Annotated in this window: 24 protein-coding genes and 1 riboswitch; of the genes, 19 read left to right on the forward strand and 5 right to left on the reverse strand. The window is 69.7% G+C overall.

Annotation, left to right across the window (positions count from 1 at the left end; all coding sequences use genetic code 11):
* The 10 genes from VIR15_RS17775 to VIR15_RS17820 all read left to right on the forward strand — a co-directional run.
* Window positions 1-1,065: DUF881 domain-containing protein (locus VIR15_RS17775; RefSeq protein ID WP_331930180.1), on the forward strand; the 1,065-nt coding region annotated here is incomplete at its 5' end.
* A gap of 31 nt (window positions 1,066-1,096) precedes the next feature.
* The gene (locus VIR15_RS17780) at window positions 1,097-1,429 is read left to right on the forward strand and encodes a small basic family protein (RefSeq protein ID WP_324144329.1); all 333 of its coding nucleotides are present in this window, start codon (window positions 1,097-1,099) and stop codon (window positions 1,427-1,429) included.
* A 1-nt stretch (window position 1,430) separates the two neighbouring features.
* Entirely contained in the window at window positions 1,431-2,759 is a 1,329-nt protein-coding gene (locus VIR15_RS17785) for a DUF881 domain-containing protein (protein ID WP_331930184.1), read from the forward strand.
* A gap of 169 nt (window positions 2,760-2,928) precedes the next feature.
* Complete coding sequence (gcvH, locus tag VIR15_RS17790) at window positions 2,929-3,321, forward strand: glycine cleavage system protein GcvH (protein WP_331930186.1); 393 nt, start codon at window positions 2,929-2,931, stop codon at window positions 3,319-3,321.
* A gap of 103 nt (window positions 3,322-3,424) precedes the next feature.
* A complete protein-coding gene (locus VIR15_RS17795; RefSeq protein ID WP_331930188.1) occupies window positions 3,425-3,871 on the forward strand; it encodes an FHA domain-containing protein in 447 nt (148 codons plus the stop codon).
* A gap of 12 nt (window positions 3,872-3,883) precedes the next feature.
* Window positions 3,884-4,597: a transcriptional regulator FtsR gene (gene ftsR, locus VIR15_RS17800; protein ID WP_524538108.1), complete on the forward strand. Its 714-nt coding sequence runs from the start codon at window positions 3,884-3,886 to the stop codon at window positions 4,595-4,597.
* Between the two features lie 53 nt (window positions 4,598-4,650).
* Window positions 4,651-5,145, forward strand: coding sequence for a bifunctional nuclease family protein (locus VIR15_RS17805; RefSeq protein WP_324144334.1), 495 nt, complete (start codon window positions 4,651-4,653; stop codon window positions 5,143-5,145).
* Window positions 5,146-5,299: 154 nt separating this feature from the next.
* Window positions 5,300-5,884 carry a MerR family transcriptional regulator gene (locus tag VIR15_RS17810; RefSeq protein WP_331930192.1) on the forward strand — a complete coding sequence of 195 codons (585 nt, stop codon included), beginning with the start codon at window positions 5,300-5,302 and terminating at the stop codon, window positions 5,882-5,884.
* A 67-nt stretch (window positions 5,885-5,951) separates the two neighbouring features.
* Window positions 5,952-6,067: riboswitch (glycine riboswitch) on the forward strand.
* A gap of 81 nt (window positions 6,068-6,148) precedes the next feature.
* Window positions 6,149-9,064, forward strand: coding sequence for an aminomethyl-transferring glycine dehydrogenase (gcvP, locus tag VIR15_RS17815; protein WP_331930194.1), 2,916 nt, complete (start codon window positions 6,149-6,151; stop codon window positions 9,062-9,064).
* A 69-nt stretch (window positions 9,065-9,133) separates the two neighbouring features.
* Window positions 9,134-10,624 (forward strand): glutamate-cysteine ligase family protein, encoded by a 1,491-nt coding sequence (locus VIR15_RS17820; protein WP_331930196.1) that lies wholly within the window; start codon window positions 9,134-9,136, stop codon window positions 10,622-10,624.
* Window positions 10,625-10,689: 65 nt separating this feature from the next.
* On the opposite strand, the gene VIR15_RS17825 is transcribed toward VIR15_RS17820, so the two are convergent.
* Window positions 10,690-11,328 carry a histidine phosphatase family protein gene (locus VIR15_RS17825; RefSeq protein WP_331930198.1) on the reverse strand — a complete coding sequence of 213 codons (639 nt, stop codon included), beginning with the start codon at window positions 11,326-11,328 and terminating at the stop codon, window positions 10,690-10,692.
* A gap of 17 nt (window positions 11,329-11,345) precedes the next feature.
* On the opposite strand from VIR15_RS17825, the gene VIR15_RS17830 reads away from it, so the two are divergent.
* The gene (locus VIR15_RS17830; RefSeq protein WP_331930200.1) at window positions 11,346-12,230 is read left to right on the forward strand and encodes a PhzF family protein; all 885 of its coding nucleotides are present in this window, start codon (window positions 11,346-11,348) and stop codon (window positions 12,228-12,230) included.
* 17 nt (window positions 12,231-12,247) lie between these two features.
* Here the strand turns inward: VIR15_RS17830 and VIR15_RS17835 are convergent, their stop codons facing one another.
* Complete coding sequence (locus VIR15_RS17835) at window positions 12,248-13,003, reverse strand: TrmH family RNA methyltransferase (protein ID WP_331930202.1); 756 nt, start codon at window positions 13,001-13,003, stop codon at window positions 12,248-12,250.
* A 101-nt stretch (window positions 13,004-13,104) separates the two neighbouring features.
* Between VIR15_RS17835 and VIR15_RS17840 the strand changes: the two genes are divergently transcribed.
* The 4 genes from VIR15_RS17840 to VIR15_RS17855 all read left to right on the forward strand — a co-directional run bounded on the left by VIR15_RS17840 (window position 13,105) and on the right by VIR15_RS17855 (window position 16,677).
* A complete protein-coding gene (locus VIR15_RS17840) occupies window positions 13,105-14,274 on the forward strand; it encodes an LLM class flavin-dependent oxidoreductase (protein WP_331930204.1) in 1,170 nt (389 codons plus the stop codon).
* Window positions 14,274-14,885 carry an FMN reductase gene (locus VIR15_RS17845; RefSeq protein ID WP_331930205.1) on the forward strand — a complete coding sequence of 204 codons (612 nt, stop codon included), beginning with the start codon at window positions 14,274-14,276 and terminating at the stop codon, window positions 14,883-14,885. Before VIR15_RS17840 ends, VIR15_RS17845 begins: the two co-directional genes overlap by 1 nt.
* A gap of 40 nt (window positions 14,886-14,925) precedes the next feature.
* Entirely contained in the window at window positions 14,926-16,182 is a 1,257-nt protein-coding gene (locus tag VIR15_RS17850) for an APC family permease (protein ID WP_331930206.1), read from the forward strand.
* A 108-nt stretch (window positions 16,183-16,290) separates the two neighbouring features.
* The gene (locus VIR15_RS17855) at window positions 16,291-16,677 is read left to right on the forward strand and encodes a DUF2695 domain-containing protein (RefSeq protein WP_331930208.1); all 387 of its coding nucleotides are present in this window, start codon (window positions 16,291-16,293) and stop codon (window positions 16,675-16,677) included.
* A 36-nt stretch (window positions 16,678-16,713) separates the two neighbouring features.
* Here VIR15_RS17855 and VIR15_RS17860 read toward each other — a convergent pair whose 3' ends face one another.
* Window positions 16,714-17,439 carry an MBL fold metallo-hydrolase gene (locus VIR15_RS17860; RefSeq protein WP_331930210.1) on the reverse strand — a complete coding sequence of 242 codons (726 nt, stop codon included), beginning with the start codon at window positions 17,437-17,439 and terminating at the stop codon, window positions 16,714-16,716.
* Between the two features lie 83 nt (window positions 17,440-17,522).
* Here VIR15_RS17860 and VIR15_RS17865 point away from each other — a divergent pair, with 83 nt between their 5' ends.
* Genes VIR15_RS17865 through VIR15_RS17875 form a run of 3 tightly spaced genes read left to right on the forward strand, consistent with a single transcriptional unit; the run spans window position 17,523 to window position 19,980 of the window.
* Window positions 17,523-18,083, forward strand: a complete 561-nt coding sequence (locus tag VIR15_RS17865; protein ID WP_331930212.1) for a TetR/AcrR family transcriptional regulator — start codon at window positions 17,523-17,525, stop codon at window positions 18,081-18,083.
* A 48-nt stretch (window positions 18,084-18,131) separates the two neighbouring features.
* Window positions 18,132-18,752 (forward strand): L-threonylcarbamoyladenylate synthase, encoded by a 621-nt coding sequence (locus VIR15_RS17870; RefSeq protein WP_331930214.1) that lies wholly within the window; start codon window positions 18,132-18,134, stop codon window positions 18,750-18,752.
* 43 nt (window positions 18,753-18,795) lie between these two features.
* Complete coding sequence (locus tag VIR15_RS17875) at window positions 18,796-19,980, forward strand: Fic family protein (protein WP_331930216.1); 1,185 nt, start codon at window positions 18,796-18,798, stop codon at window positions 19,978-19,980.
* A gap of 83 nt (window positions 19,981-20,063) precedes the next feature.
* Here the strand turns inward: VIR15_RS17875 and VIR15_RS17880 are convergent, their stop codons facing one another.
* Entirely contained in the window at window positions 20,064-21,206 is a 1,143-nt protein-coding gene (locus VIR15_RS17880) for a methyltransferase domain-containing protein (RefSeq protein ID WP_331930218.1), read from the reverse strand.
* A 61-nt stretch (window positions 21,207-21,267) separates the two neighbouring features.
* Here VIR15_RS17880 and VIR15_RS17885 point away from each other — a divergent pair, with 61 nt between their 5' ends.
* The gene (locus tag VIR15_RS17885) at window positions 21,268-21,759 is read left to right on the forward strand and encodes a winged helix-turn-helix transcriptional regulator (protein ID WP_331930220.1); all 492 of its coding nucleotides are present in this window, start codon (window positions 21,268-21,270) and stop codon (window positions 21,757-21,759) included.
* 99 nt (window positions 21,760-21,858) lie between these two features.
* Here the strand turns inward: VIR15_RS17885 and VIR15_RS17890 are convergent.
* A partial coding sequence (locus tag VIR15_RS17890) for a M28 family metallopeptidase (protein WP_331930222.1) occupies window positions 21,859-22,467 on the reverse strand: 609 nt, incomplete at its 5' end.

Raw genomic sequence — 22,467 nt, forward strand, 5'->3', positions numbered from 1 at the left:
CGCCGCGATCCTCTACGCACTGCAGGCCAGGTTCGTCCTCGCGCGGGCGCGGCTGGAGGCGGGATGACGACCGGGCCGGGGCAGCGCCGCCCTGATGAGTCGATGACGCTGCTGACCTCGATGCTCGAGCGGCCGCTTGACGCCGGCTACCAGGAGGCGGCCGATCGCCGCGTCGCAGCCGGCCTCCCGCCGGCCACGCCCACCCGCACCGTGGCTGTCATCGTCATGATGGTTCTCACCGGCTTCCTCTTCGCCGTCGGCGCCCACGCGCTGCGCCCCCGCCCGACCGCTGCGGCCTCCGTGAAGGCGGAGCTCATCTCGCGAATCGAGAGCGTCCAGGCCGACGGCCAACAGCAGGAGTCCCGGATCGCCTCGCTGCGCAAGGAGGTCGGGGACCTGGATGCGCTGGCACTCCGTCAGGCCGGTGCCAATGACCTGACGGACACCATTCGCGACCTGGAGATTGCGGCAGGAGTCGTTTCCTTGACCGGCCCCGGCCTGACCGTGACGCTGGACGATGCGCCGTCGGCGGGGCCAGATCCCAACCCGGGCGACCGACCGAGCAGCGGATTCGACTCGGGGCGCGTCGCCTCGAGCGACCTGCAGATCGTGGTCAACGGCCTGTGGGGCGTCGGCGCCGAGGCGATCGCGATCAACGGCCACCGGCTCACCTCCACTGCTGCGATCCGCTTCGCCGGTCAGGCGATCATCGTCAACTTCCGCCCGATCACGCCGCCGTACGTCATCACCGTGCTCGGCGACGCGGCGCGCATGCAGCAGCTCTTCGAGCCGTCATTCGCCGGCGTCTACCTCGCTCAGCTGCGCGAGCAGTTCGGGATCACCTCAGACCTCTCGGCCAGCGATCGCCTGACCGTGCCGGGCGACTCCGTGACGCGACTGACCGCTGCGAAGCCGATGACGGGCAGCGCCGCGAAGGGCACGACCTCGCCCACCGACAAGGCGACCACCGGCACCGAACCTGAATCGAGCGAAACGACGACCAGCCCGGGTACCGTCACCCCCGGGACGTCCGAGCCAAACCAGTCCTTCGGAGCCAGCCGATGACCGCACGAGACGACACACAGAGGAGCACTTCGTGATTCCAGCCCTCGGACTCCTGGTAGGGCTGACGATCGGCCTGCTGCTCGACCCAGCCGTACCTGTGTGGCTTCAGCCGTACCTCCCGATCGCTGTCATCGCGGCCCTGGACGCAGTCTTCGGCGCCGTTCGCGCTGTTCTCGACGGGATCTTCAACGACAAGGTCTTCGTCGTCTCGTTCCTGTCCAACGTCGTCGTGGCGGCCTTCATCGTCTTCCTCGGTGATCAGCTCGGAGTCGGCGCGCAGCTGTCCACCGGGGTCGTCGTCGTGCTCGGCGTCCGGATCTTCTCCAACGTCGCGTCGATCCGCCGTCATCTCTTCAAGGCCTGACATGGCGCGCCGCAAGGGAGGCAAGTCCCACCGTTTCAAGAAGGCGCAGGCACCGCCCGGTCGGGCAGTCGCGCAGGACGACGAGACGGAGACGACCGCGACGGAGGCGGCCCCTACCGCGACCGAGACGCCCGCGCCCGAACCCGCCGTTTCGGAGGGTGCCGCGCAGGAAGGGCCGAATCCACAGCCGGAGGACGGTGCGGCGCGGGTGGAACCGGAGGGAACCGGTCCGGAGGCAGGAGGCGCGGGGGAGCCCGCCTCGGGCGAACCCGAAGAAGAGGAACCCCAGCAAGGGAATCCCCAAGAAGAGGAACCCGAGCAAGGGACACCCGAACGAGAGGAATCCACGCCGGAGGAGGTCCCGCTCGAGGCCGACGATGCGTCCGTCCCCGACGATGCCCCCGCGCAGGCGGAGCCGGATCCGGCACTGCCGGATCCGGCAATGCCGGCCGGCGCTCCTCCCGCCGAGGCGGAGACAGCGGTCGTCGTGCCAGCCGAGCCCCAGCGCCCGGCTGCCCATGTCGTGGAAGCGAGCACAGCGGCATACGGCCCTGAAGCCGTGACGCCCGCCGACCTGGCGGTGGGCCGCGAGGGTGTCCCATCGGGACACGTGGAGGGAAAGGCCGCGTGGCGGCGCCTCTTTCGCATGAGCAGGCCTCGCACGACCAAGGCCAACGTTCTCGCTGCACTGCTCGCCATCGCGCTGGGTGTGGGCATCGCGACCCAGGTCCAGCTGACCAACGAGCGCGGTCTCAGCGAGCTCAGCCAGTCAGATCTGATCCGCCTCCTCGACGACATCTCGGCCCGCTCCAACCGGTTGGACGCGCAGGTCAGGGAGCTGGAGTCGAGGCGCGAGGCGCTGCTCAACGGCACCGACAGCGCTGCCGAGGCCCTCCAGCAGGCCCAGCGTCGCGCCGACACACTGGGGATCCTGGCGGGCACCCTGGCCGCGCAGGGACCGGGAATCACGGTGTCGATCAGTGACCCCAGCCGGCAGGTGAGTGGTCCGGTGATCCTCGACCTCATCCAGGAACTGCGGGACGCAGGTGCCGAGTCGATCGACGTCGGGGGAGTACGCGTCGTCGCCTCCTCGTACGTCGGTGACACCAACGGTGACCTGTCCGTCGACGGCACCTCGATCAGCCGACCCATCACCGTCAAGGCGATCGGCGACTCCAACACGCTGGCGTCCGCCATGACGATCCCGGGGGGCATCGTCGAGACGATTCGCCAGAAGGGCGCCAACGCTTCGGTGACCGAGTCGAGGACGATCGAGATCACCTCCACCCACACTCCGGCACCGCTGACTCACGCCGAACCGGGCCAGTGAAGCCAGTGGGGACACGTAAAGAGACGTCAGTCGTGAGGCAGTTGGGGACTCGCGCCCCGGCGCGGCTCGGCCGCCGGTAGATTCGACTCGACCGATGGCGGAGCTGCCTCCCAGGGTCGCGCTGCAGATCTCGAGCACCCCATCCGACCCCGTTCTGACAGGAGCGAACATGAGTGACCTCGACTACCCCTCCGACCTGCGCTACACGAGCGACCATGAGTGGATCCGCGAGGGTGACGAGGACAACGTCGTCCGCATCGGCATCACGTCATTCGCCCAGGACGCTCTTGGTGACGTCGTCTACGTCTCGCTGCCGGCGGTCGGCGACTCGGTTGCTGCCGGTGACGCCTGCGGTGAGGTCGAGTCGACGAAGTCCGTGAGCGACATCTACGCGCCCATCGCCGGCGAGGTGACGGCCGTCAACGAGGCTCTCGACGGCACGCCCGAGCTGGTCAACTCCGATCCCTATGGCGAGGGCTGGATGTTCGAGCTGCGCATCGAGGACCGCTCCGCCCTGGACGGCCTGCTCGACTCCGCAGGCTACGTGGCCACACTGACCTGACGCGGCCCAGAGCCCTTTTCGGCGTCCCTGCGCGCGTCGCCGGGGCACCCGGGTGAACTAGAGTGAAGAAACCCCCGAGACAGATCCGTACCAGGAGGACCGCATGTCGAGCGACCAGCCCGACCAGGAGGACTTCACGGTCGAACCCCGCACGATGCAGTTCCAGGGCGTGCCCGCCCCCGGGGCCGAGCACGTGGAGACACACGACATCCGTGGCCTCAGTGCGGAGGATCAGGCGACCATCGAGGCGCTCCGGCCGGGCACCGCTTTGCTCATCGTGCTCCGGGGACCCAACACAGGAGCGCGGTTCCTCCTCGACGACCTCGAGGTGTCGACGGGGCGCCACCCGGACTCCGACATCTTCCTCGATGACGTCACCGTCTCTCGGAAGCACGCGCTCTTCATCGGCAGCGACCAGGGCTACATCGTTCGCGACGCCGGCTCGCTGAACGGCACCTACGTCAACCGCGAGCGGATCGAGGAGGCGCACCTCCACACCGGGGATGAGGTCCAGATCGGCAAGTTCCGGCTTGTCTACTACGCGGCCTGACGCAGCGCCTCGATGACTGCGGGTCACCCTGACAGGCCCGGGACGCGAGGTGGCCTGACGATCGGCCAAGTGCTGGAGCAACTGCGTGACGAGTTCCCCGACGTCACGTCGTCCAAGGTGCGCTTCCTCGAGGCCCAGGGCCTCGTGGCCCCGGAGCGCACCCCGGCCGGCTATCGGCTGTTCCGCGACGAGGATGTCGAGCGCCTGCGCTACATCCTGACCGCGCAACGCGACCGCTTCTGGCCGCTCAAGGTGATTCGAGAGGCTCTCGACGCCCTCGATCACGGACGGCCCGACCCCGGCGCGGAGTCCGGACAACCACCTCCCTCGACCCCCGTGTCGGATCCCGCGCTCCTGCGCGCCGCGACTCTGTCCCCGCGCGGACGGGTGCGAGTCACGGGCCCTGAGCTGCGCCAGGCCAGCGGTATCGACAAGCCGCTGTTCTCCGCGCTCGAGAGCTTCGGACTGCTCCGCGCCGACGCCACGGGCCACTTCGCGGCGGAGGCCGTCGACATCGCCGTCGCCGCGAAGCGCCTCGCCGAGCATGGCCTCGAGCCACGCCATCTGCGCCCCTTTCGGACCGCCGCGGACCGTGAGATCGGGCTTGTCGACCAGGTCCTGGCAACCCGGCGCGGCAACGGCTCCCGCGAGGAGCGGACCGCCGAGATCCTTTCTGCCTGTATCGCTTTGCACGCCGCACTCGTGCGCACCGGCCTGACGCGCTGAGCCGGCCGGCCCAGCTGGCAGCTCCCCGGCTCCACGCGGGGTACGGTGGAGGCGTGCGAGAGGTCGATGTCCTGGGTGTCCGGGTGGAGATGCCGACGAACCAGCCAATCGTGCTCCTCCGGGAGCGGGACGGCGGCCGCTACCTGCCCATCTGGATCGGCGCCCCCGAGGCCGCCGCGATCACGTACGCGCAGCAGGGGGTGGTCCCGCCTCGACCGCTGACGCATGACCTCATGCGCGACATCCTCGCCGCACTCGGGCACGAGCTGACCGAGGTGCGAATCGTGGCGCTGCGGGACTCGGTCTTCCATGCAGCCCTGGTCATCGACGGCAAGACGGAGATCAGCTCACGCGCGTCGGACGCCATCGCCCTGGCGTTGCGCACCGGCTCGAAGGTGCTCGTCGAGCCGAGCATCCTCGACGAGGCGGCCATCGTGGTCTCCTCCGACGAGGACGACGAAGTCGAGCGGTTCAAGGAGTTCCTCGACCACGTGTCCGCCGAGGACTTCGAGCAGCCGGGGGAGCCCGGCCCGCCCAAGGACGCCTGAACGGGCCATAGCAGGCCGCGACACGGACCTGGTCAGGGGGGCGGTGATTGACGGTCCTCCCCGCGCGATCTACCGTCGAAGTGAACAACGCGACTGTAGTTACCCCGGTGTCGTCCACTCGACACCCATAGCCTTCTGATGAGGAGGACCTCCCATGGCCGCCATCGAGGACGCTGCACCTGGTGGCGGTCGAGTCCCGGGTCCCTCGCAGGGGATGCTCTTCACCGACGATCTTCCGGAGTTGGCCGAAGACGTCGGCTACCGCGGGCCCACCGCCTGTCGTGCCGCCGGGATCACCTACCGGCAGCTCGACTACTGGGCCCGCACCGGACTCGTCGAGCCATCGGTGCGAAGCGCAACCGGCTCGGGGACCCAACGGCTTTACGGCTTCCGCGACATCCTCGTCCTCAAGGTGGTCAAGCGCCTGCTCGACACCGGTGTCTCCCTCCAGCAGATCCGAGTTGCCATCGACTATCTGCGTGGGCGCGGCGTGGACGACCTGGCGCAGATCACGTTGATGAGCGACGGAGCCTCGGTCTACGAGTGCACGTCCGCGGATGAGGTCATCGATCTCGTGCAGGGCGGTCAGGGCGTTTTCGGCATCGCCGTCGGTCGCGTCTGGCGTGAGGTGGAGGGCGAGCTGGCCCAGCTGCCGAGCGAGCGCGCCGACATTGAGGAGTCGGCCGCTCACCCGGACGATGAGCTGACCGCCCGCCGACAGGCCCGCCGCATGGCCTGAGCGCCGGGCTCCGCGCTCGTCGGGCGCGAGGGTCGAGCGCTACGGCTGGTAGATTTGAGCCCGCCGCGCGACCCACATGGGAGAGTTCTCGGCCGACGAAAGGGCGGGTGACGCCCCCGTCGACGAGGCGCCGAAGGGGCAACATCCCCGGAACCTCTCAGGCACCCGAACCATGTGGCGAGGCACTCTGGAGGAGATTCGGCAATGGTGCCGGACGCCGACAGTCGGGGAGCGTGTTCATCCGCTCATCCTCGAGGAGCCCCGATGTCGTCCCAGTCCCAAGTCACGCTGACGCCCACCCTCGCCGACTTCGTGGGCCGGCACGTCGGTCCCGACGCCAACGACGTCGACGAGATGTTGCGGGTCGTGGGCCAGCCGAGCCTGGAGGCCATGTGTGACCGCGCCATCCCGGGGGCCATCAGGTCAACCGAGTCGCTGAGGATCGAGGCCGCCGAGAGCGAGTCAGCCGTGATCGAGGAGCTGCGGTCCCTCGCATCGCGCAACCGCGTCCTCACCTCGCTCATCGGGCTCGGCTACTACGGCACCATCACCCCACCGGTGGTGCGGCGCAACGTCTTCGAGAACCCAGCGTGGTACACCGCGTACACGCCTTACCAGCCGGAGATCTCCCAGGGGCGGCTAGAGGCCCTGCTGAACTTCCAGACCGCCATCAGCGACCTGACGGGTCTCGAGATCGCCGGGTCATCCCTGCTCGACGAGGGCACCGCGGCAGCCGAGGCGATGTCTCTCATGCACCGGGCGAGCCGCGCCACGGAGGGCGTCGTGGTCGTCGACCGGTCCCTCTTCCCCCAGACCATCGCCGTCATGCAGACGCGAGCCTCGGCCATCGGACTTCCACTCGTCGTCACCGACCTCAGCGGCGTCCGCACCGCCGAGGAGCTCGCGGCCGCTGCTGACGGCGCCCAGGTCGTCGGCGTCGTCGTGCAGTACCCCGACGCGACCGGCGAGGTGAGGGACTGGCGTGCCCTCGCCGAGGCCGCCCACGGGTCGGGTGCCCTCGTCACCGCATGCGCGGACCTGCTTGCACTGACGCTCTTCACACCTCCGGGGGAGTGGGGTGCCGACATCGCCGTTGGGAGCGCCCAGCGTCTCGGCGTGCCCATGGGCTTCGGAGGACCGCACGCGGGCTACATGTCGGTCCACAAGGGCCTCGAACGGCAGCTGCCCGGTCGGCTGGTCGGCGTATCGGTCGACTCACACGGCGCGCCCGCCTACCGTCTCGCGCTCCAGACGCGCGAGCAGCACATTCGCCGCGAGAAGGCCACCTCGAACATCTGCACCGCTCAGGTGCTGCTCGCCGTCATGGCATCGATGTACGCCGTCTGGCACGGCCCCGACGGGCTGACGCGGATCGCTCAGCGGATCCGCGCTCACGCCGTGAACCTGCGAGAAGCCTTGGTGGCCGGGGGAGTTGACGTCACCACGGAGGTCTGCTTCGACACCCTGACGATCTCGGTTCCCGGCCGCGCCGACGAGGTCGTCCGGGGGTTCGTCGACCGTGGCATCAACCTCAACCGCTTCGACGCGGATCGGGTCTCGCTCAGCCTCGACGAGACGACGACCGCACGGACGGTCGCGGCAGTCCTCGAGGGATTCGGACTGGATGGGCCGGCCGCCCAGGCAGCCGACCCGATCAGCGCCGTCAGCACCGAGCTGGACCTGCCCACCCACCTCGCCCGGACGTCCGAGTTCATGACGCACCCGGTCTTCCACGCCCACCGCTCCGAGACGGCGATGCTCCGCTATCTGCGGCGTCTCGCCGACCGTGACTTCGCGCTCGACCGGGGCATGATCCCCCTCGGCTCCTGCACCATGAAGCTCAACGCCACCACCGAGATGGAGTCCGTCAGCTGGCCGGAGTTCGCGAACCTGCACCCCTTCGCGCCGGCGGACCAGTCCGAGGGCATCCGCCACCTCATCGACGAGCTGGCCGGCTGGCTCTGCGAGATCACCGGTTACGACGCGGTGTCGCTGCAGCCCAACGCCGGGTCGCAGGGGGAGTTCTCGGGGTTGCTCGCCATTCATGCCTATCACGCGGCCCGTGGTGAGGGTCACCGCCGGATCTGCCTCATCCCGGCCAGTGCCCATGGCACCAATGCCGCATCGGCCGTCATGGCCGGGCTCAGGGTCGTCGTCGTCAAGACGGCTGCGGACGGCACGGTCGACCTGGCGGACCTGCGCGCCAAGGTCGACCAGCACCGCGACGACCTCGCGGCCATCATGGTGACCTACCCGTCGACGCACGGCGTCTACGAGGACACCATCACCGAGCTGTGCGAGCTCGTCCATGACGCGGGCGGACAGGTCTACGTGGACGGCGCCAACCTCAACGCGCTCGTCGGGCTGGCCCAGCCGGGCGCGTTCGGGGCCGACGTGTCCCACCTCAACCTGCACAAGACCTTCTGCATCCCGCACGGCGGCGGCGGCCCGGGCGTCGGCCCGGTGGCCGTCCGTGCGCACCTGGCGCCGCACCTGCCCAACCACCCGCTGGCTCGCGAGGCGGGGCCCGAGTCGGGCGTCGGGCCGGTGAGCGCGGCTCCCTACGGCTCCGCCAGCATCCTTCCGATCTCGTGGGCGTACGTCCGGCTCATGGGCGGTGACGGCTTGCGCCACGCGACCCAGGTGGCGGTGCTCAACGCGAACTACATCGCCGCGCGGCTGCGCGAGCACTACCCGGTGCTCTACTCCGGTCGTGACGACCTCGTGGCGCACGAGTGCATCCTCGACGTCCGGAAGATCACCGCGGACACCGGCGTGACCGTCGACGACATCGCCAAGCGCCTCATCGACTACGGGTTCCACGCGCCCACGATGAGCTTCCCCGTCGCCGGCACGCTCATGGTGGAGCCGACCGAGTCCGAGGACAAGCACGAGCTGGACCGGTTCTGTGACGCGATGATCGCGATCCGGGACGAGATCGAGGCGATCCACAAGGGCGACGTCGCTCTCTCCGAGAGCATGCTGCGCAACGCGCCCCACACCGCGCACGCCATCGCGAGCGGGGACTGGGTGCACGAGTACGAACGCACCGGAGCGGCCTTCCCCGTGGGCGTCGAGGCGGCAGACAAGTACTGGCCCCCCGTAGGACGCATCGACGGCGCCTACGGCGACCGACACCTCGTGTGCTCCTGCCCGCCGCCGGAGGCGTTCGAGGGCTGACGGCCGTACGCAAGCGACACTCGTCCGAAACCCTCGCGCGGGGGCTGCTTGTGTGGTTGTCTCGGTCTCGTGGGAGCCGAAGTCGAACAGGCGAGGTACACCCGAGAACAGCGGCAGCGTTACCGCGAGAAGGTGCGCCGCGACCTGGACGTGTTCGAGCGGATGCTCGGCCACAGCCAGTTCGAGTTCGAACGGCCCATGACCGGACTGGAGATCGAGCTCAACCTCGTCAACGGCAACCTCGGTCCGAAGCTCGACAACAAGACGATCCTCGAGCAGATCGCCGACCCGGACTACCAGACCGAGCTGGCGCGCTTCAACATCGAGCTCAACGTCCGACCGCGGCCGCTGCCCGGTGACGCCGCGCTTGAGCTCGAGCAGGACCTGCGCGCGTCGCTCAACCATGCGTCGGAGCGGGCCGCCGAGCTGAACACCGGCATCGTCGCGATCGGCATCCTGCCGACGGTCATGCCCGAGCACTTCGAGGGCGACTGGATCAGCGAGAACATCCGCTACGAGGCGCTCAACATCGCCGTCCTCGACGCCCGCGGCGAGGACGTCTGGCTCGAGCTCGAGGGCCCGACGGGGGAGCGCATTGCGCGGTACTCGGACTCCCTCGCTCCGGAGTCGGCGTGCACGTCGATGCAGCTGCACCTGCAGGTGGAGCCCGAGCGCTTTGCCGACCACTGGAACGCCGCCCAGGTCCTCGCCGGTCCGCAGCTCGCGGTGGGCGCGAACTCGCCCTTCTTCCTCGGTCAGCGGCTGTGGGCGGAGACCCGGATCCCGTTGTTCACCCAGTCGACCGACACCCGCTCGGTCGAGCTGAGGAACCAGGGAGTCCGGCCGCGTGTGTGGTTCGGCGAGCGGTGGATCACGTCGATCTTCGACCTCTTCGAGGAGAACGTGCGGTACTTCCCGGCGCTGCTGCCCGAGATCACGGGCGAGGAGCCGGAGGACGTCTTCGAGCGCGGTGAGGTCCCGGAGCTTAAGGAGCTGCGCCTGCACAACGGGACGGTCTACCGCTGGAACCGCCCCATCTACGACATCGTCCACGGCCGACCGCATCTGCGGGTCGAGAACCGCGTCCTGCCCGCGGGCCCGAGCATCATCGACGTCCTGGCGAACGCCGCGTTCTACTACGGGACGATGCGGGTGCTCGACTCGGAGGACCGCCCCGTGTGGACGAGGATGAGCTTCTCCGCGGCGGAGGCCAACTTCGAGGAAGGCGCTCGCCTCGGGATCGACGCCCGGACGTACTGGCCCGGCCTGGGCGAGGTGCCCGCAACGGAGCTCGTCCTGCGCCGGTTGCTACCGATGGCGCACGAGGGGCTCGAGCGTTGGGGGGTGTCGCAGGCCGTGCGGGACCGCTACCTGTCCGTCATCGAGCAGCGCTGCCTGACGAGCATGAACGGCGCCTGCTGGCAGGCGGAGTGCGTGGCCCGGCTCGAGTCCCGAGGGCTGACCCGGGACGAGGCGTTGCGCGAGATGCTGGCGAAGTACATGGAGGGCATGCACGCCAACGAGCCGGTCCACACGTGGGAGCTTCCCAAGGAAGCCTGAGTCATCGTGGGCCACAGGGAGACTTGGCCGTATGCCGCTGAGCCGGCTCGGTCGGCCCCGCGGGCTCAGCGCGTGGTGGAGTTCCGGAGCAGCCGCCAAGGGGACAGGTTGTAGGTGCCGATGCAGCGGGTGGAGCGGTGGTGGGTCAGGATGCTCATCGAGCCGGGGTCGAGGATGAGGTGTTGCCCGAGGCGGGGGTCGCGGCCCAGCCAGACCGCCGTCAGGATCCGCAGGGCGTGCCCGTGCCCGAAGAGCGCGACGTCGCCCTGCTCGAGGCTCGGCCAGATCGTGTCGATGAGCTGCTGGGCCCTGGCGGCGACCTCCTCGAGCGTCTCACCGGGAGTGTCCCCGGGGACGACCCCGTCGACGAAGACCTCCCACGGCCGGCCGAGCCGCGCCGAGATCTCCGCGGTCGTGACGCCCTCGTAGGCACCGTAGTCCCATTCCCGGAGGAGCGGCTCGACCTCGATGTTCGTCAGTCCGGCCAGCTCGGCGGTGCGTCGGGCCCGCTGCAGGGGTGACGCGAGGACGCGCTCGAAGGCCCGGTTCTGGAGGATCTCCCCGAGCTCGCGGGCCGCCTCCTCACCCTCGGGAAGCAGGGGCAGGTCGGTCGTGCCGGTGTGCTGTCCACTGAGCGACCAATCCGTCTCGCCGTGGCGGAACAGGTAGACGCTTCCGGGCACGACACCGTCTGGCTTGGCCATGCGGCCAATGTAGTGCCATGCAGACTCTCCTCATGGACCTGCGATTCCGACTGCTCAATGTCTTCTCGATGGCTGGCGATCCGTTCTCCGGCAACCCGCTCTGCGTCTTCGAGGACGCGGCCGCCCTCACGGCTCTGCAGATGCAGGCGTGGGCGAGGCAGTTCAACCTCAGCGAGACCACCTTCGTGACCGCGACGCGCGCGGAGTCGGCCGACGTGGCCGAGGCGGACGTACGCATCTTCACCGGGTCCTACGAGATGCCCTTCGCCGGGCACCCGACCCTGGGGACAGCACACGTCGTGGCGGCGCGGGCCGGTGGCATCGACGAGGTAGCGCTCTCCATGCCGGCGGGACGCATCCCAGTGCGCCGGGTGGACGACGGCTGGAGGCTGCGCGCCAATCCGGCGACGGCTCGATCCGCCCGGGCCACGCCGCCGGAGATGGCCGAGGTGCTCGGGGTACGGCCCGAGGCGGTCGTGCCCGACGGCGCGCACTGGGTCGACTCCGGGGTCGAGCAGCTCCTCGTCGAGCTCTCCGACGGGGCCGCGGTGCAGGCCTGCCAGCCGGACCCGCGCGGCATGCGCGAGCGCCTGTCGCTGCCGGGCCGAGAGCCCCAGGTCTATGTCTGGGCACGCACCGCGGAGTCGATGATCACAGCCCGGTTCTTCGCGGTGAGCGGCAGTGCCCTCGAGGAGGACCCGGCAACCGGCTCGGCTGCCGCCAACCTCGGGAACTGGCTCGCCCTGACCGGACGGCGCGACGAGCTCATCACCATCTCGCAGGGGCACCAAGTTGGGAGACCGTCACGGGTGGTGGTGGGCGTCGACGACGACGGCACCGTCTTCGTCGGCGGGCGGGTCACCGAGGTCGGCAGCGGGACGGTCCGTGCGATGGACGGGTGAGCCCCGTCAGGATGTGGTCAGGCTCGGGCCCGCCGGACCAGCTCGAAGCACACCACCGCCGCGGCCGCCGCGACGTTGAGCGACTCGACGCCGCCCGCCATGGGAATCGAGACCCACGTGTCGACCAGGCGGGCGACCTCGGGGCCGGGACCGGACGTCTCGCTGCCCAGGACGAAGGCGACCGGCTCCGGCAGGTGGGCGGTGAACAGGTCGTCCTCGCCCTCGGCGTCGAGTCCGACGACGTGGAACCCGTGCTCCTTGAGGGCCGAGACTGCCTCCGCGGCGGTGAACGCCTTGAGGATCGGGGCCCGGAACGCGACTCCGGCCGAGGCCTTGACCACGAGCGGGTCGATGGACGCGACACCCCGCCGCGGCACGACCACGCCGTCGACACCGGCGGCCGTGGCCGAGCGGAGGATCATCCCGACGTTCGCCGGGGTCGTGATGCCGTCGAGGACGAGGACGGTCCGAAGGTCGGCATGATCGAGCGCGACGGGGAGCGGCAGCATCCGCGGGGCGACGACGTCGGCGAAGACACCCTGGTCCTGTCGGCCGTTGCCGGAGAGCTTCTTGACCCGTTCCGCGGACGCCGACTGGACGGTGATGCCCCGCCGGCCAGCAACCTTCCTGATCTCCGTCAGCCCGGCGCCTCGAGCGCCCTCCGCGATGACGACCTTGTCCACGTGCAGGTCAGGATTGAGCAGGACCTCGTGGACTGGGTTGCGGCCGTAGACCGTGATGAAGCGGTCTTTCGGGGAGATCTCAGGGGTCACCGGGTCAGGATCGCACGGCCCTCCCGACGGGACCGGGAATGTGCGGCGGGGGACGGCTGTTGGTATGCTTGAATCGTCAATTAATGAGGGAGCTGGGACACATGCAGTTCGGGATCTTCACCGTGGGCGACGTCACGACCGACGCCACGACGGGTCGCACGCCCACCGAGCACGAGCGGATCAAGGCGACCATCGAGATCGCCAAGAAGGCCGAAGAGGTGGGCCTCGACGTCTTCGCCACGGGCGAGCACCACAACCCACCGTTCGTGGCGCCCGCGAACCCGACCGTGCTGCTCGCGCACCTGGCCGCCGTGACCAGACGGATCATCCTGACCACGTCGACGACCCTCATCACGACGAACGACCCCGTGCGGCTCGCCGAGGACTACGCCTACCTCCAGCACCTGGCCGACGGGCGGATCGACCTCATGATGGGCCGAGGCAACACCGGGCCGGTGTACCCGTGGTTCGGCAAGGACATCCGCGACGGCATCCCGCTCGCCATCGAGAACTACGCCCTGCTCCACCGCCTGTGGCGCGAGGACGTCGTGAACTGGCAGGGCAAGTACCGCACGCCCCTCCAGGGCTACACCTCGACCCCGCGCCCGCTCGAGGGCGTGCCGCCCTTCGTGTGGCACGGCTCGATCCGCAGCCCGGAGATCGCGGAGCAGGCGGCGTACTACGGTGACGGGTTCTTCTCCAACCACATCTTCTGGCCGGCCAGCCACACCAGGCAGATGGTCCAGCTCTACCGCCGCCGGTTCGAGCACTACGGCCACGGATCCGCTGACCAGGCGATCGTCGGCCTCGGCGGGCAGGTCTTCATGCGGGGCAACTCCCAGGACGCGATCCGCGAGTTCCGGCCGTACTTCGACAACGCGCCCGTCTATGGCCATGGCCCATCCCTCGAGGACTTCATGGCCCAGACGCCGCTCCTCGTCGGCAGCCCGCAGCAGGTCATCGAGGCCACGCTGGGCTACCGCGACTACGTCGGCGACTACCAGCGCCAGCTGTGGCTCATGGACCACGCCGGGTTGCCGCTGAAAACCGTGCTCGAGCAGCTCGACATCCTCGGCGAGGAGGTCGTCCCCGTGCTGCGCAAGGAGTTCGCCGCCCTCAAGCCGGCCCAGGTGCCGGACGCGCCGACCCATGCGTCGCTCGTCGCGGCGTCAGGTGGGGCGCACGATTCGACCGTCTATGCGGCCGCCGATGACGTCACCGGTGCCTCGCCCGACGAATCGCGCACGCCTGTCATACAAGGAGCCAACTGATGACCACGCGCCTGACCGTCATCACCGCAGGCATCACCGAGCCGTCCTCGACGCGCCTGCTGGCAGACCGGCTCACCGAGGCCGTCGTCCGGGCACTCCCCGGTAGTGATGCCCACGTCGAGCTCATCGAGGTGCGCGACATCGCGCACGACCTGACCAACAACGTGCTCACCGGCTTCGCGTCGCCCGCGCTACAGGAGCGGCTCGACGCCATCGTCGAGGCGGACGCGCTCATCGTGTCGACGCCGATCTACAGCGCCTCCTACAGCGGGCTGTTCAAGATGCTCATCGACGTCCTGCCCGCGGACTCGTTGCGGGGCAAGCCCGTGCTGCTCGGCGCGACCGGGGGCACGGCCCGCCACTCGCTGGCCATCGATCACGCCCTGCGGCCGTTGTTCGCCTACCTCGGTGCCCTCGTCGCGCCGGTCGCCGTCTTCGCGGCGTCCGAGGACTGGGGGAGCGTCGAGGCAGGGCGCCTCGGTGCCCGGATCGAGCGCGCGGGCGCGGACTTCGCCCGGGTCGTCGCGGGGTCGCCCGCGCCACGACTCGTCGACCCCTTCGAGGACGTCACTCCGTTCGAGTCGTTGCTGGCCGAGGCCTCGAGCACCTGACGTGCACCCGCCGCACACCTCCGCCTGACACACTGCGGGCGTGTCCTCGCAGCCCGCTCTCGCTCGCCGGCTGACCATGGCCGACGCCGTCCACATCGGCGTCGGCTCCATGGTCGGTGCGGGCCTGTTCACCGCCTTCGCCCCTGCGGCCGCTGCCGCAGGGGCGTTGCTGCTCCTCGCCCTCGGCGTGGCTGCGGTGGTGGCGTTCTGCAACGCGACGTCGTCCGCGCAGCTCGCCGCGCAGTATCCGACGTCCGGGGGCACCTACGTCTACGGCCGCGAGAGGCTGGGACCGTGGTGGGGGTTCATCGCGGGTTGGGGCTTCGTGATCGGCAAGACCGCGAGCTGCGCCGCCATGGCGATGACCTTCGCCGCCTACGTCGTTCCGGGTGCCTGGCAGCGCCCCGTTGCGATCGGGGCCGTCATCGCTCTCGCCACCGTCAACTACCACGGCGTGACCCGTACGGCGCGCCTCGCGCAGGTCCTCGTGACCGTCGTCCTCGCCCTCCTCATTGCGACCCTCGTCGCGGTGGCGTCCGGGGCGCCGCCGGCGCCGGTCACGCTCGGGGCCCCGGTCGGCTGGGCGGGGGTCGCCCAGGGCGCGGCTCTACTGTTCTTCGCGTTCGCCGGGTACGCGCGGATCGCGACGATGGGGGAGGAGGTGTCGAGTCCACGCCGGACCATTCCGCGGGCCATCATCATCGCCTTCGCCATCGTGGTGCCGTTGTACGCCGTCACCGGGTGGATCCTGCTCGATCGACTCGGTGCCTCTGCTCTCGCCGCGGCCCAGGCGCCCCTGCGCGACGCCGCCGAGAGGACGCCGTATGCCGCTTGGCTCGCTCCCGTCGTCATCGTCGCCGCTGCGGTCGCTGCCCTGGGCGCCCTTCTCTCCCTCATCGCCGGGGTCGGACGGACCTCGCTTGCCATGGCACGGGAGGGGGACCTGCCGAGTCCACTGGCGCGGGTCCACGACCGATACGCCGTGCCCCACGTCGCCGAGGTCGCGCTCGCCGCCATCGTCTCCGTGCTCGTGCTCGTCGTCGACCTGCGCGGCGTCATCGGCTTCTCGTCCTTCGGGGTCCTGATCTACTACGCCATCGCGAACGCAGCGGCCTTCACCCAGTCCGGGCAGGACCGGATCTACCCGCGTGTCCTGCAGGCGATCGGGCTGGTCGGCTGTGTCGTACTGGCTTTCACGGTGCCGGTCGCGTCCCTCGTCGCCGGTGTCCTCATCCTGCTCGTTGGGGTCGCGGGTCGGGCGCTTGTCGTGTGGCGCCGGGCCGGCGCAGGGGCGTGATCCGCGTTGTCCACATCCCAACGCGCCTACTGAGTGGGGTCCACAGGACCGGCTCCGCCCGTGGTGGCAGGAAGCGGCCCGACACAGGCTGGCCGCGAAGGGAGGACCATGTCCAACGTCATCCATATCTTCACGGGCAGCTCCATCGATCCCGACACCGGCGTGCTGCCCCACCATGGTGAGTGCCTGGCGTGCTTTGTCCATCGGATGATGGCAGCGGCCCGGTGCAGTGACTCGCTCGGCTGGGCCGAGCACTACCGCCTCGTTCGCGCGCGGCGCGCCGTGAGCCTGACGAAGCGCCTTGCGGCTCAAGGAGCGACGTGCGACTGCGCTGTCGTCACGGATCTCTGGCGACCCAGCATCGCCCTCTGGAGCCGCGACGACGCCATCGACGACCTCGCGCCGCCGAAGGACCTACCGCCATGTGGCTGTGTGAGGGCGGGCTCGACGAAGCCGTGTGCCCTGTGGGTGCCGGCCGCGAGCCTGGCCCTGTGATCCAGCGGGCGCGGGCTGGCGGAGGTGCGGATCCGTTCAGTAGGGGTGCGCGCTCGCCGCCTCGCGCACCAGTCGAACGACCTCCGCCGTACCTGCGCCGAATGGTGCACCGTGGCCGGGCAGGACCCACCGTGCGTCGATGCCAGCGAGCCGGTCGAGACTGCGCAGGGCCTGAGCCGTGTCGTCGGTGAAGGGGGCGGGCTGGGGACCGGTTCGTCCCGTGAGGACGTGACGCGTGGTGAGAGCGTCCCCGACCATGACGGCGTCGAGAGCCGGGACGTGCACCGCGACGCTGCCGGGCGAGTGGCCGGGGAGGCCGACGATGCGTGGCGACCCGGGTAGGTCCAGGACGTCGCCGTCCGCCACCTCGTGGACCTCGCGCACGTACGTGGTGCGGAGGCCGCCGTGCGTGGCTGCGTAAGCGAAGAAGCGCGCGGTCGCACCTGGTCGCCACGACCCGAAGGTGGCGTGCGCCTTTTCCTCCCCTCGCGCCCGTGCCGCGTCGGCAGCGTGCACGTACACCCGGACGCCCCGTTCGGCCCGGAGCCGCTCGGCAAAGCCGAGATGGTCGGTGTCCCCGTGCGTCAACACGACACCTCGCACCGCGTCCAGGCTGCAGCCGAGGAGGGTCAGCTCGCGAAGGAACTCTCGCCAATGGCCCGCAAGCCCAGCGTCGACCACGGTGACGCCGTCGTCACCGACGACGAGATAGGCAGCGACGATGTCGTTGCCGATGCGGTGGAGGGATGGTGCGATCTGCATGGGTTGTCTCCGATGAACCAGGATGGGATGATGGCTACGATACGTAGCCATCAAGGCTAATAGCAATAGCCGAGGGAGATCCGATGCCGGCACCGGCACGTACGTCCATCGACGCGATCGTCCGCGCCGCCGCGGACCTGCTCGAGGCCGACGGCCCCGCCGGCCTGTCCATGCAGGCCGTCGGGGCGAGGGTCGGGGTGCGGGCGCCGTCGCTGTACAAGCACGTGTCCGGGAGAGGCGCGCTCGTGCGCCTCGTCGCCGAGGACGCGGCCCGCGATCTCGGGGAACGGCTGGACGCGTCGGCTCCGTTCGGCACGCCCCCCAAGGAGGCGCTCGGAGCCGCTGCCCGAGCACTTCGCAGCTTCGCCCATGAGCGCCCGGCGGCGTTCCGGCTGGTCCTGAGCCCCGCTGCCGAAGAGGACCGGCTCGACCCGGAGACGGCGCGCCGGTCCTCGGCCGCCGTGGTGCGCATCGCCGCGGAGCTCGCGGGTCCCGAGCACGCGCTCGAGGCTGCGCGAACGCTCACCGCCTGGGCCAGCGGGTTCGTGGCGATGGAGCTGGCTGGCGCGTTCCGGATGGGTGGAGACGTGGACGCCGCCTTCGAGTTCGGCGTCGAGCGCATCGCGGACGCCCTTGCCGGTTGAGCCCGTTCTCCAGCTCGTGGCGGGTGGGGGACGTGGCAGGGTTGCGTCATGGCGAAGTACTTCGACGTCCACCCGGTCGACCCGCAGCCGCGGGCCATCGCTCAAGCTGTGCAGATCCTGCGTGATGGTGGGCTCATCGCGTACCCGACGGACTCGTGCTTCGCCCTGGGATGCTCGCTCGACAACCAAGAGGGAAAGGACCGGATCCTGCGTATCCGGGGGCTCGACGAGCGGCACCACTTCACCCTCGTATGTGCCGACTTCGCCCAGCTCGGGCAGTTCGCCCAGCTCGACAATTCCGTCTTCCGAGCCGTCAAGGCACACACGCCCGGGCCCTACACGTTCATCCTGCCGGCGACCAGGCAGGTGCCGCGTCGGCTGCTCCATCCGAAGAAGAGGACGGTCGGGGTGCGCATCCCGAACCATCCGGTCGTCCGGGAGCTGTTGCGCGCCCTGGGCGAGCCCATCCTCTCGAGCACGCTGCTGCTCCCCGGGGACGAGGAGCCGATGACGGACGGCTGGCAGATCAAGGATCGTCTGGACCATGTCATCGACGCCGTCATCGACTCCGGGGAGTGCGGTCTCGAGCCGACGACGGTGGTGGACTTCTCCGACGGCTACCCGGAGGTCGCTCGCGTCGGGGCAGGCGATCCAGCCGACTTCGCGTAGCCTTAGTTAGGGATATGCACTTATCCTTAACTAGGAGGTTCATATGCTCTGGCCGTCGATCAGCTCCCGGGTGGCTCCGTGGTCCTCGGCACCCGAGGGCATCGCGACGACCTCGAGGCGCGCGCGTCGAAGCATTCCGACGACCTACCGGCCAGCGGTGGTCCCCGAGATTGCCACGGTCGCCGTCGAGCTGCCGGGGGACGTCGCGGCCGACCTCGACGACGCGACGCGACTGCTCACCGCCTTCGATGCTGGGGGAGCGGGGGAGGTGGCTCCGTTTGCCTCGATCCTGCTCCGTTCGGAGAGCGCTGCAAGCTCCCACATCGAGAACCTCACCTCGTCGGCCCGGGCCTTGGCCGAGGCCGCGATCGGGGCCGGCGATCGGACCAACGCGGTCGCCATCCTCGCCAACGTCCGGACCATGCAGGCTGCGATGGACCTTGCGGGGGACCTCGACGTGGCCTCCATCCTGTCGATGCACCGGGCCCTGATGACAGGTCAGCAGCGCGTTCGGCCGGGACGGTGGCGCGAGGAGCAGGTCTGGATCGGGGGGACCGGCCTCCATCCCGGTGACGCCGAGTTCGTACCGCCCATGGCCGCAGAGGTCCCGCCCCTGATGACCGACCTCGTGGCCTTCCTGGATCGGGACGACGTGCCACCCCTGGCCCTGGGGACACTCGCTCACGCGCAGTTCGAGACGATCCACCCCTTTGCGGACGGCAACGGCAGGACCGGCCGGGCCCTGCTCCATGCGTCACTGCTCAGCACAGGAGTCATCCACCGGGTCACTGTCCCGATCTCGGCAGGCCTCCTCGTGGCCAAGGACCGGTACTTCGCGGCGCTCGGCGCCTACCGAGCCGGCGACGCCGAGCCGATCCTTCGGTGCGTCGCGGATGCCGCCCGCGCAGGCGTCATGGTGGGCGAGGGGCTCGTCAACCGTCTGCGCGAGGTGCGGGACGAGTGGGGCCGACGCGTCGAGGCGCGCTCGGACTCCGCCGTTTGGCCCATCGCCGACCTGCTGCTGCGTCAGCCGGTCGTCACGGCGAAGCTCGTCATGGCAGACCTCGACGTGTCGGCGCCCACCGCGCAGGCAGCGCTGTCCCGTCTCGTGGGCGCCGGCATTCTCGTGGAGTCGACCGGGTGGAAGCGCAACCGCGTCTACCGGTCACCTGAGGTCCTGGACGCCCTGGACGGTTATGCGGCGAGCCTCGGCCGTCGCAGCAGATGACATGTCCCATGTCGTGAATTCCCTTGTGCGACAATGGAATTAGCCGGTAATCGACATTATGAAGTTCACCCGGTGCGGTGGCCTCAGGTCCGCTCGAGTCGCACCATCACCTCGTGGTGGTTCGTCTGCGGGAACATGTCAAAAAGCCGAGCCTCCTGGACGCTGAACGACGGCATCGCGGCGAGGTCCCGGGCCAGCGATCCGACGTTGCAGCTCGAGTAGATGACGTCCCGGACCGCCGACTCCTCGAGCCGACCGGCCAGGTCCGGTCCGATGCCGCGCCGTGGCGGGTTGACGATGACGAGGTCGGCGGCCGCGAGACCGGCGCCGCGGTGCGCCGTGGCATCGGCCGTCGTGAACCGCATCGGCCCGACGTCCGGGTGCTGCCGCCGCAGCTCGCTCGCGCTGGCCCGGGCGCTCTCGACGGCGTCGGGGGCCACCTCGATCCCGACGACCTCACGACCTGAAACGGCGGTGTGCAGGGCGAATCCGCCGACCCCGCAATAGAGATCCCAGACGGAGCCGGGTGAACGATCGTCGACCCACTCACGCGCCTGCCGGTAGAGCGCGGCCGCCACAGCAGTATTGGTCTGGAAGAAGCTGTTGGGTCGCAGCCCCAGGACAACGTCGTTGACGCGCATCGGCAGGGTGGACCGGTCCGTCAGCAGGATCTCCGTGTCGCCCTCGAGGATGGCCTTGTGCTCGGGCTGGAGGTTCACCGAGACGACGGCGATGCGCGGCAGGGCCGCCACCAGCCGCGGCAAGGCCTTGCGGATCCTGGGGATCTCGTGACCGGTCCGCAGGACGAAGCGGATCATCAGCTCGTCGTCGGGGGAGTGCGTGAGGATGAGGTACTTGAGCTGGCCACGACGTGCGGGCACGTCGTAGGGCTCGAGTCGGAGCGAGTCGATGAAGCCGGCCAGCACGGGAAAGGTCCGTGCGAGCCCGGGCTCGTAGAGCCCGCACTCCCGGAGGTCCACGCCTTGTCCGGCGTCGTCGAGGATGCCGAGGGTGACCGCGCCGGTCCGACCCGCAACGACGAGCTTGGCCTTGTTCCGAAACGCGGACTCGGGTCCCGCCACGGCAGGCAACCACGTGACGGAGGGGGCCACCTCGGCCAGAGCGGCAGCACAGCGCTCCTGCTTGGAAGCGAGCTGAGCGGCATACGGCATCCCCATGAGCGTGCAGGAGCGGCACTGGCCGCGGTCGAAGTAGTCACACTGCATTGCCGCCAAGGGTACCGGCCCGGCGATTTCATCATGCAAGTCGGCAATCTACACTGGAACCGTGCTCGGCAAGACGTATGACTCGGAAGTGTGTTCGATGGCGCGCGCGCTGGAGATCGTGGGGGAGCGCTGGAGCCTGCTCATCCTGCGCGACGCGCTGTTCGCCGGATCGACGCGGTTCGGCGACTTCCAGCGCACGCTCGGGATCGCGACGAACGTCCTCGCGGCGCGGCTCGAGGGTTTCGTCGGGGCCGGGATCATGGAGCGGCAGCCCAGCGCCGGCCAGTCGGGAACGCCCGAGTACGTCGTGACGGCCAAGGGGCGCGACCTCGTCCCGGCAATCGTCGCGCTGACGCAGTGGGGAGACCGATGGGCCGCGCCGGACGGACCGCCCATCGAGTACCGCCACACGGAGTGCGGCGAGGCAGTCACCAGCGGGCTCAGCTGCGCCGGTTGCGGCGTCGTGGACGATCCCGCCGAAGTGCGGGCCGAGCCCGGGCCTGGCATGCCCGCAGAGGTTCTCGCCCGCAAGCGGAGCCTCCGTCGCCGCTGACGTGGCGACATCAGGGGAGAGCCGTGAGCATGGACCGTTTGGCTAAATGACATAATGTCGATTATCGGCGTTTGCCAGCGGTTCGAGTGAGGGCCGTCGTCACAACCCGCGAAGCCAGGTCCACACCACCGTCGCGGACCGGCCGAGCTGCCGCGCGTCGACGACGCCGGGCACGTCCTTGGACGAGTGGTACTGGTCGTACGGGACGCTGCCGATCCGGGCTGTCGCGATGCCAACCCGCTCGAACGACACGTGGTCGCTCGCGCGGTTGATGCACGCCTTCGTCCGGATGGTCGCCGCAGCCCGCAGATCGTCGACAACCGCGGCCGACCCTCGGCCACCGTGGCACACCGGGACGGCCGTGGCGGCCCGCCCGACGCGGTCCAGGGAGACCATCGCCCTGACCGCCTTGCGCTGCGCGGCGTCGAGAGTGCCCACGAAGTGGCGCGACCCGAAGGCATACCACTGCCCGCCGGATCCCCGGGCCTCCTCGGCACCGAAGGCGACGAGGCGCACTGGGAGCTTCGCGGACTGCTCGCGGAGCATCCTGGCGAGCCCCACGATGACCGCCACGCCTGACGCGTTGTCCTCGGCGCCCGGGGCCTGCGGCACGGTGTCCAGGTGCGCGCCCAGCACGATGTGAGGGCGGTCCGGATCGAAGCCGGGCGGGTCCGCGATGACGTTCACCGTCGTCCCCGACGGGACCCT

Origin of the sequence: Intrasporangium sp., assembly GCF_036566125.1 — a bacterium.
Lineage (GTDB): Bacteria > Actinomycetota > Actinomycetes > Actinomycetales > Dermatophilaceae > Intrasporangium.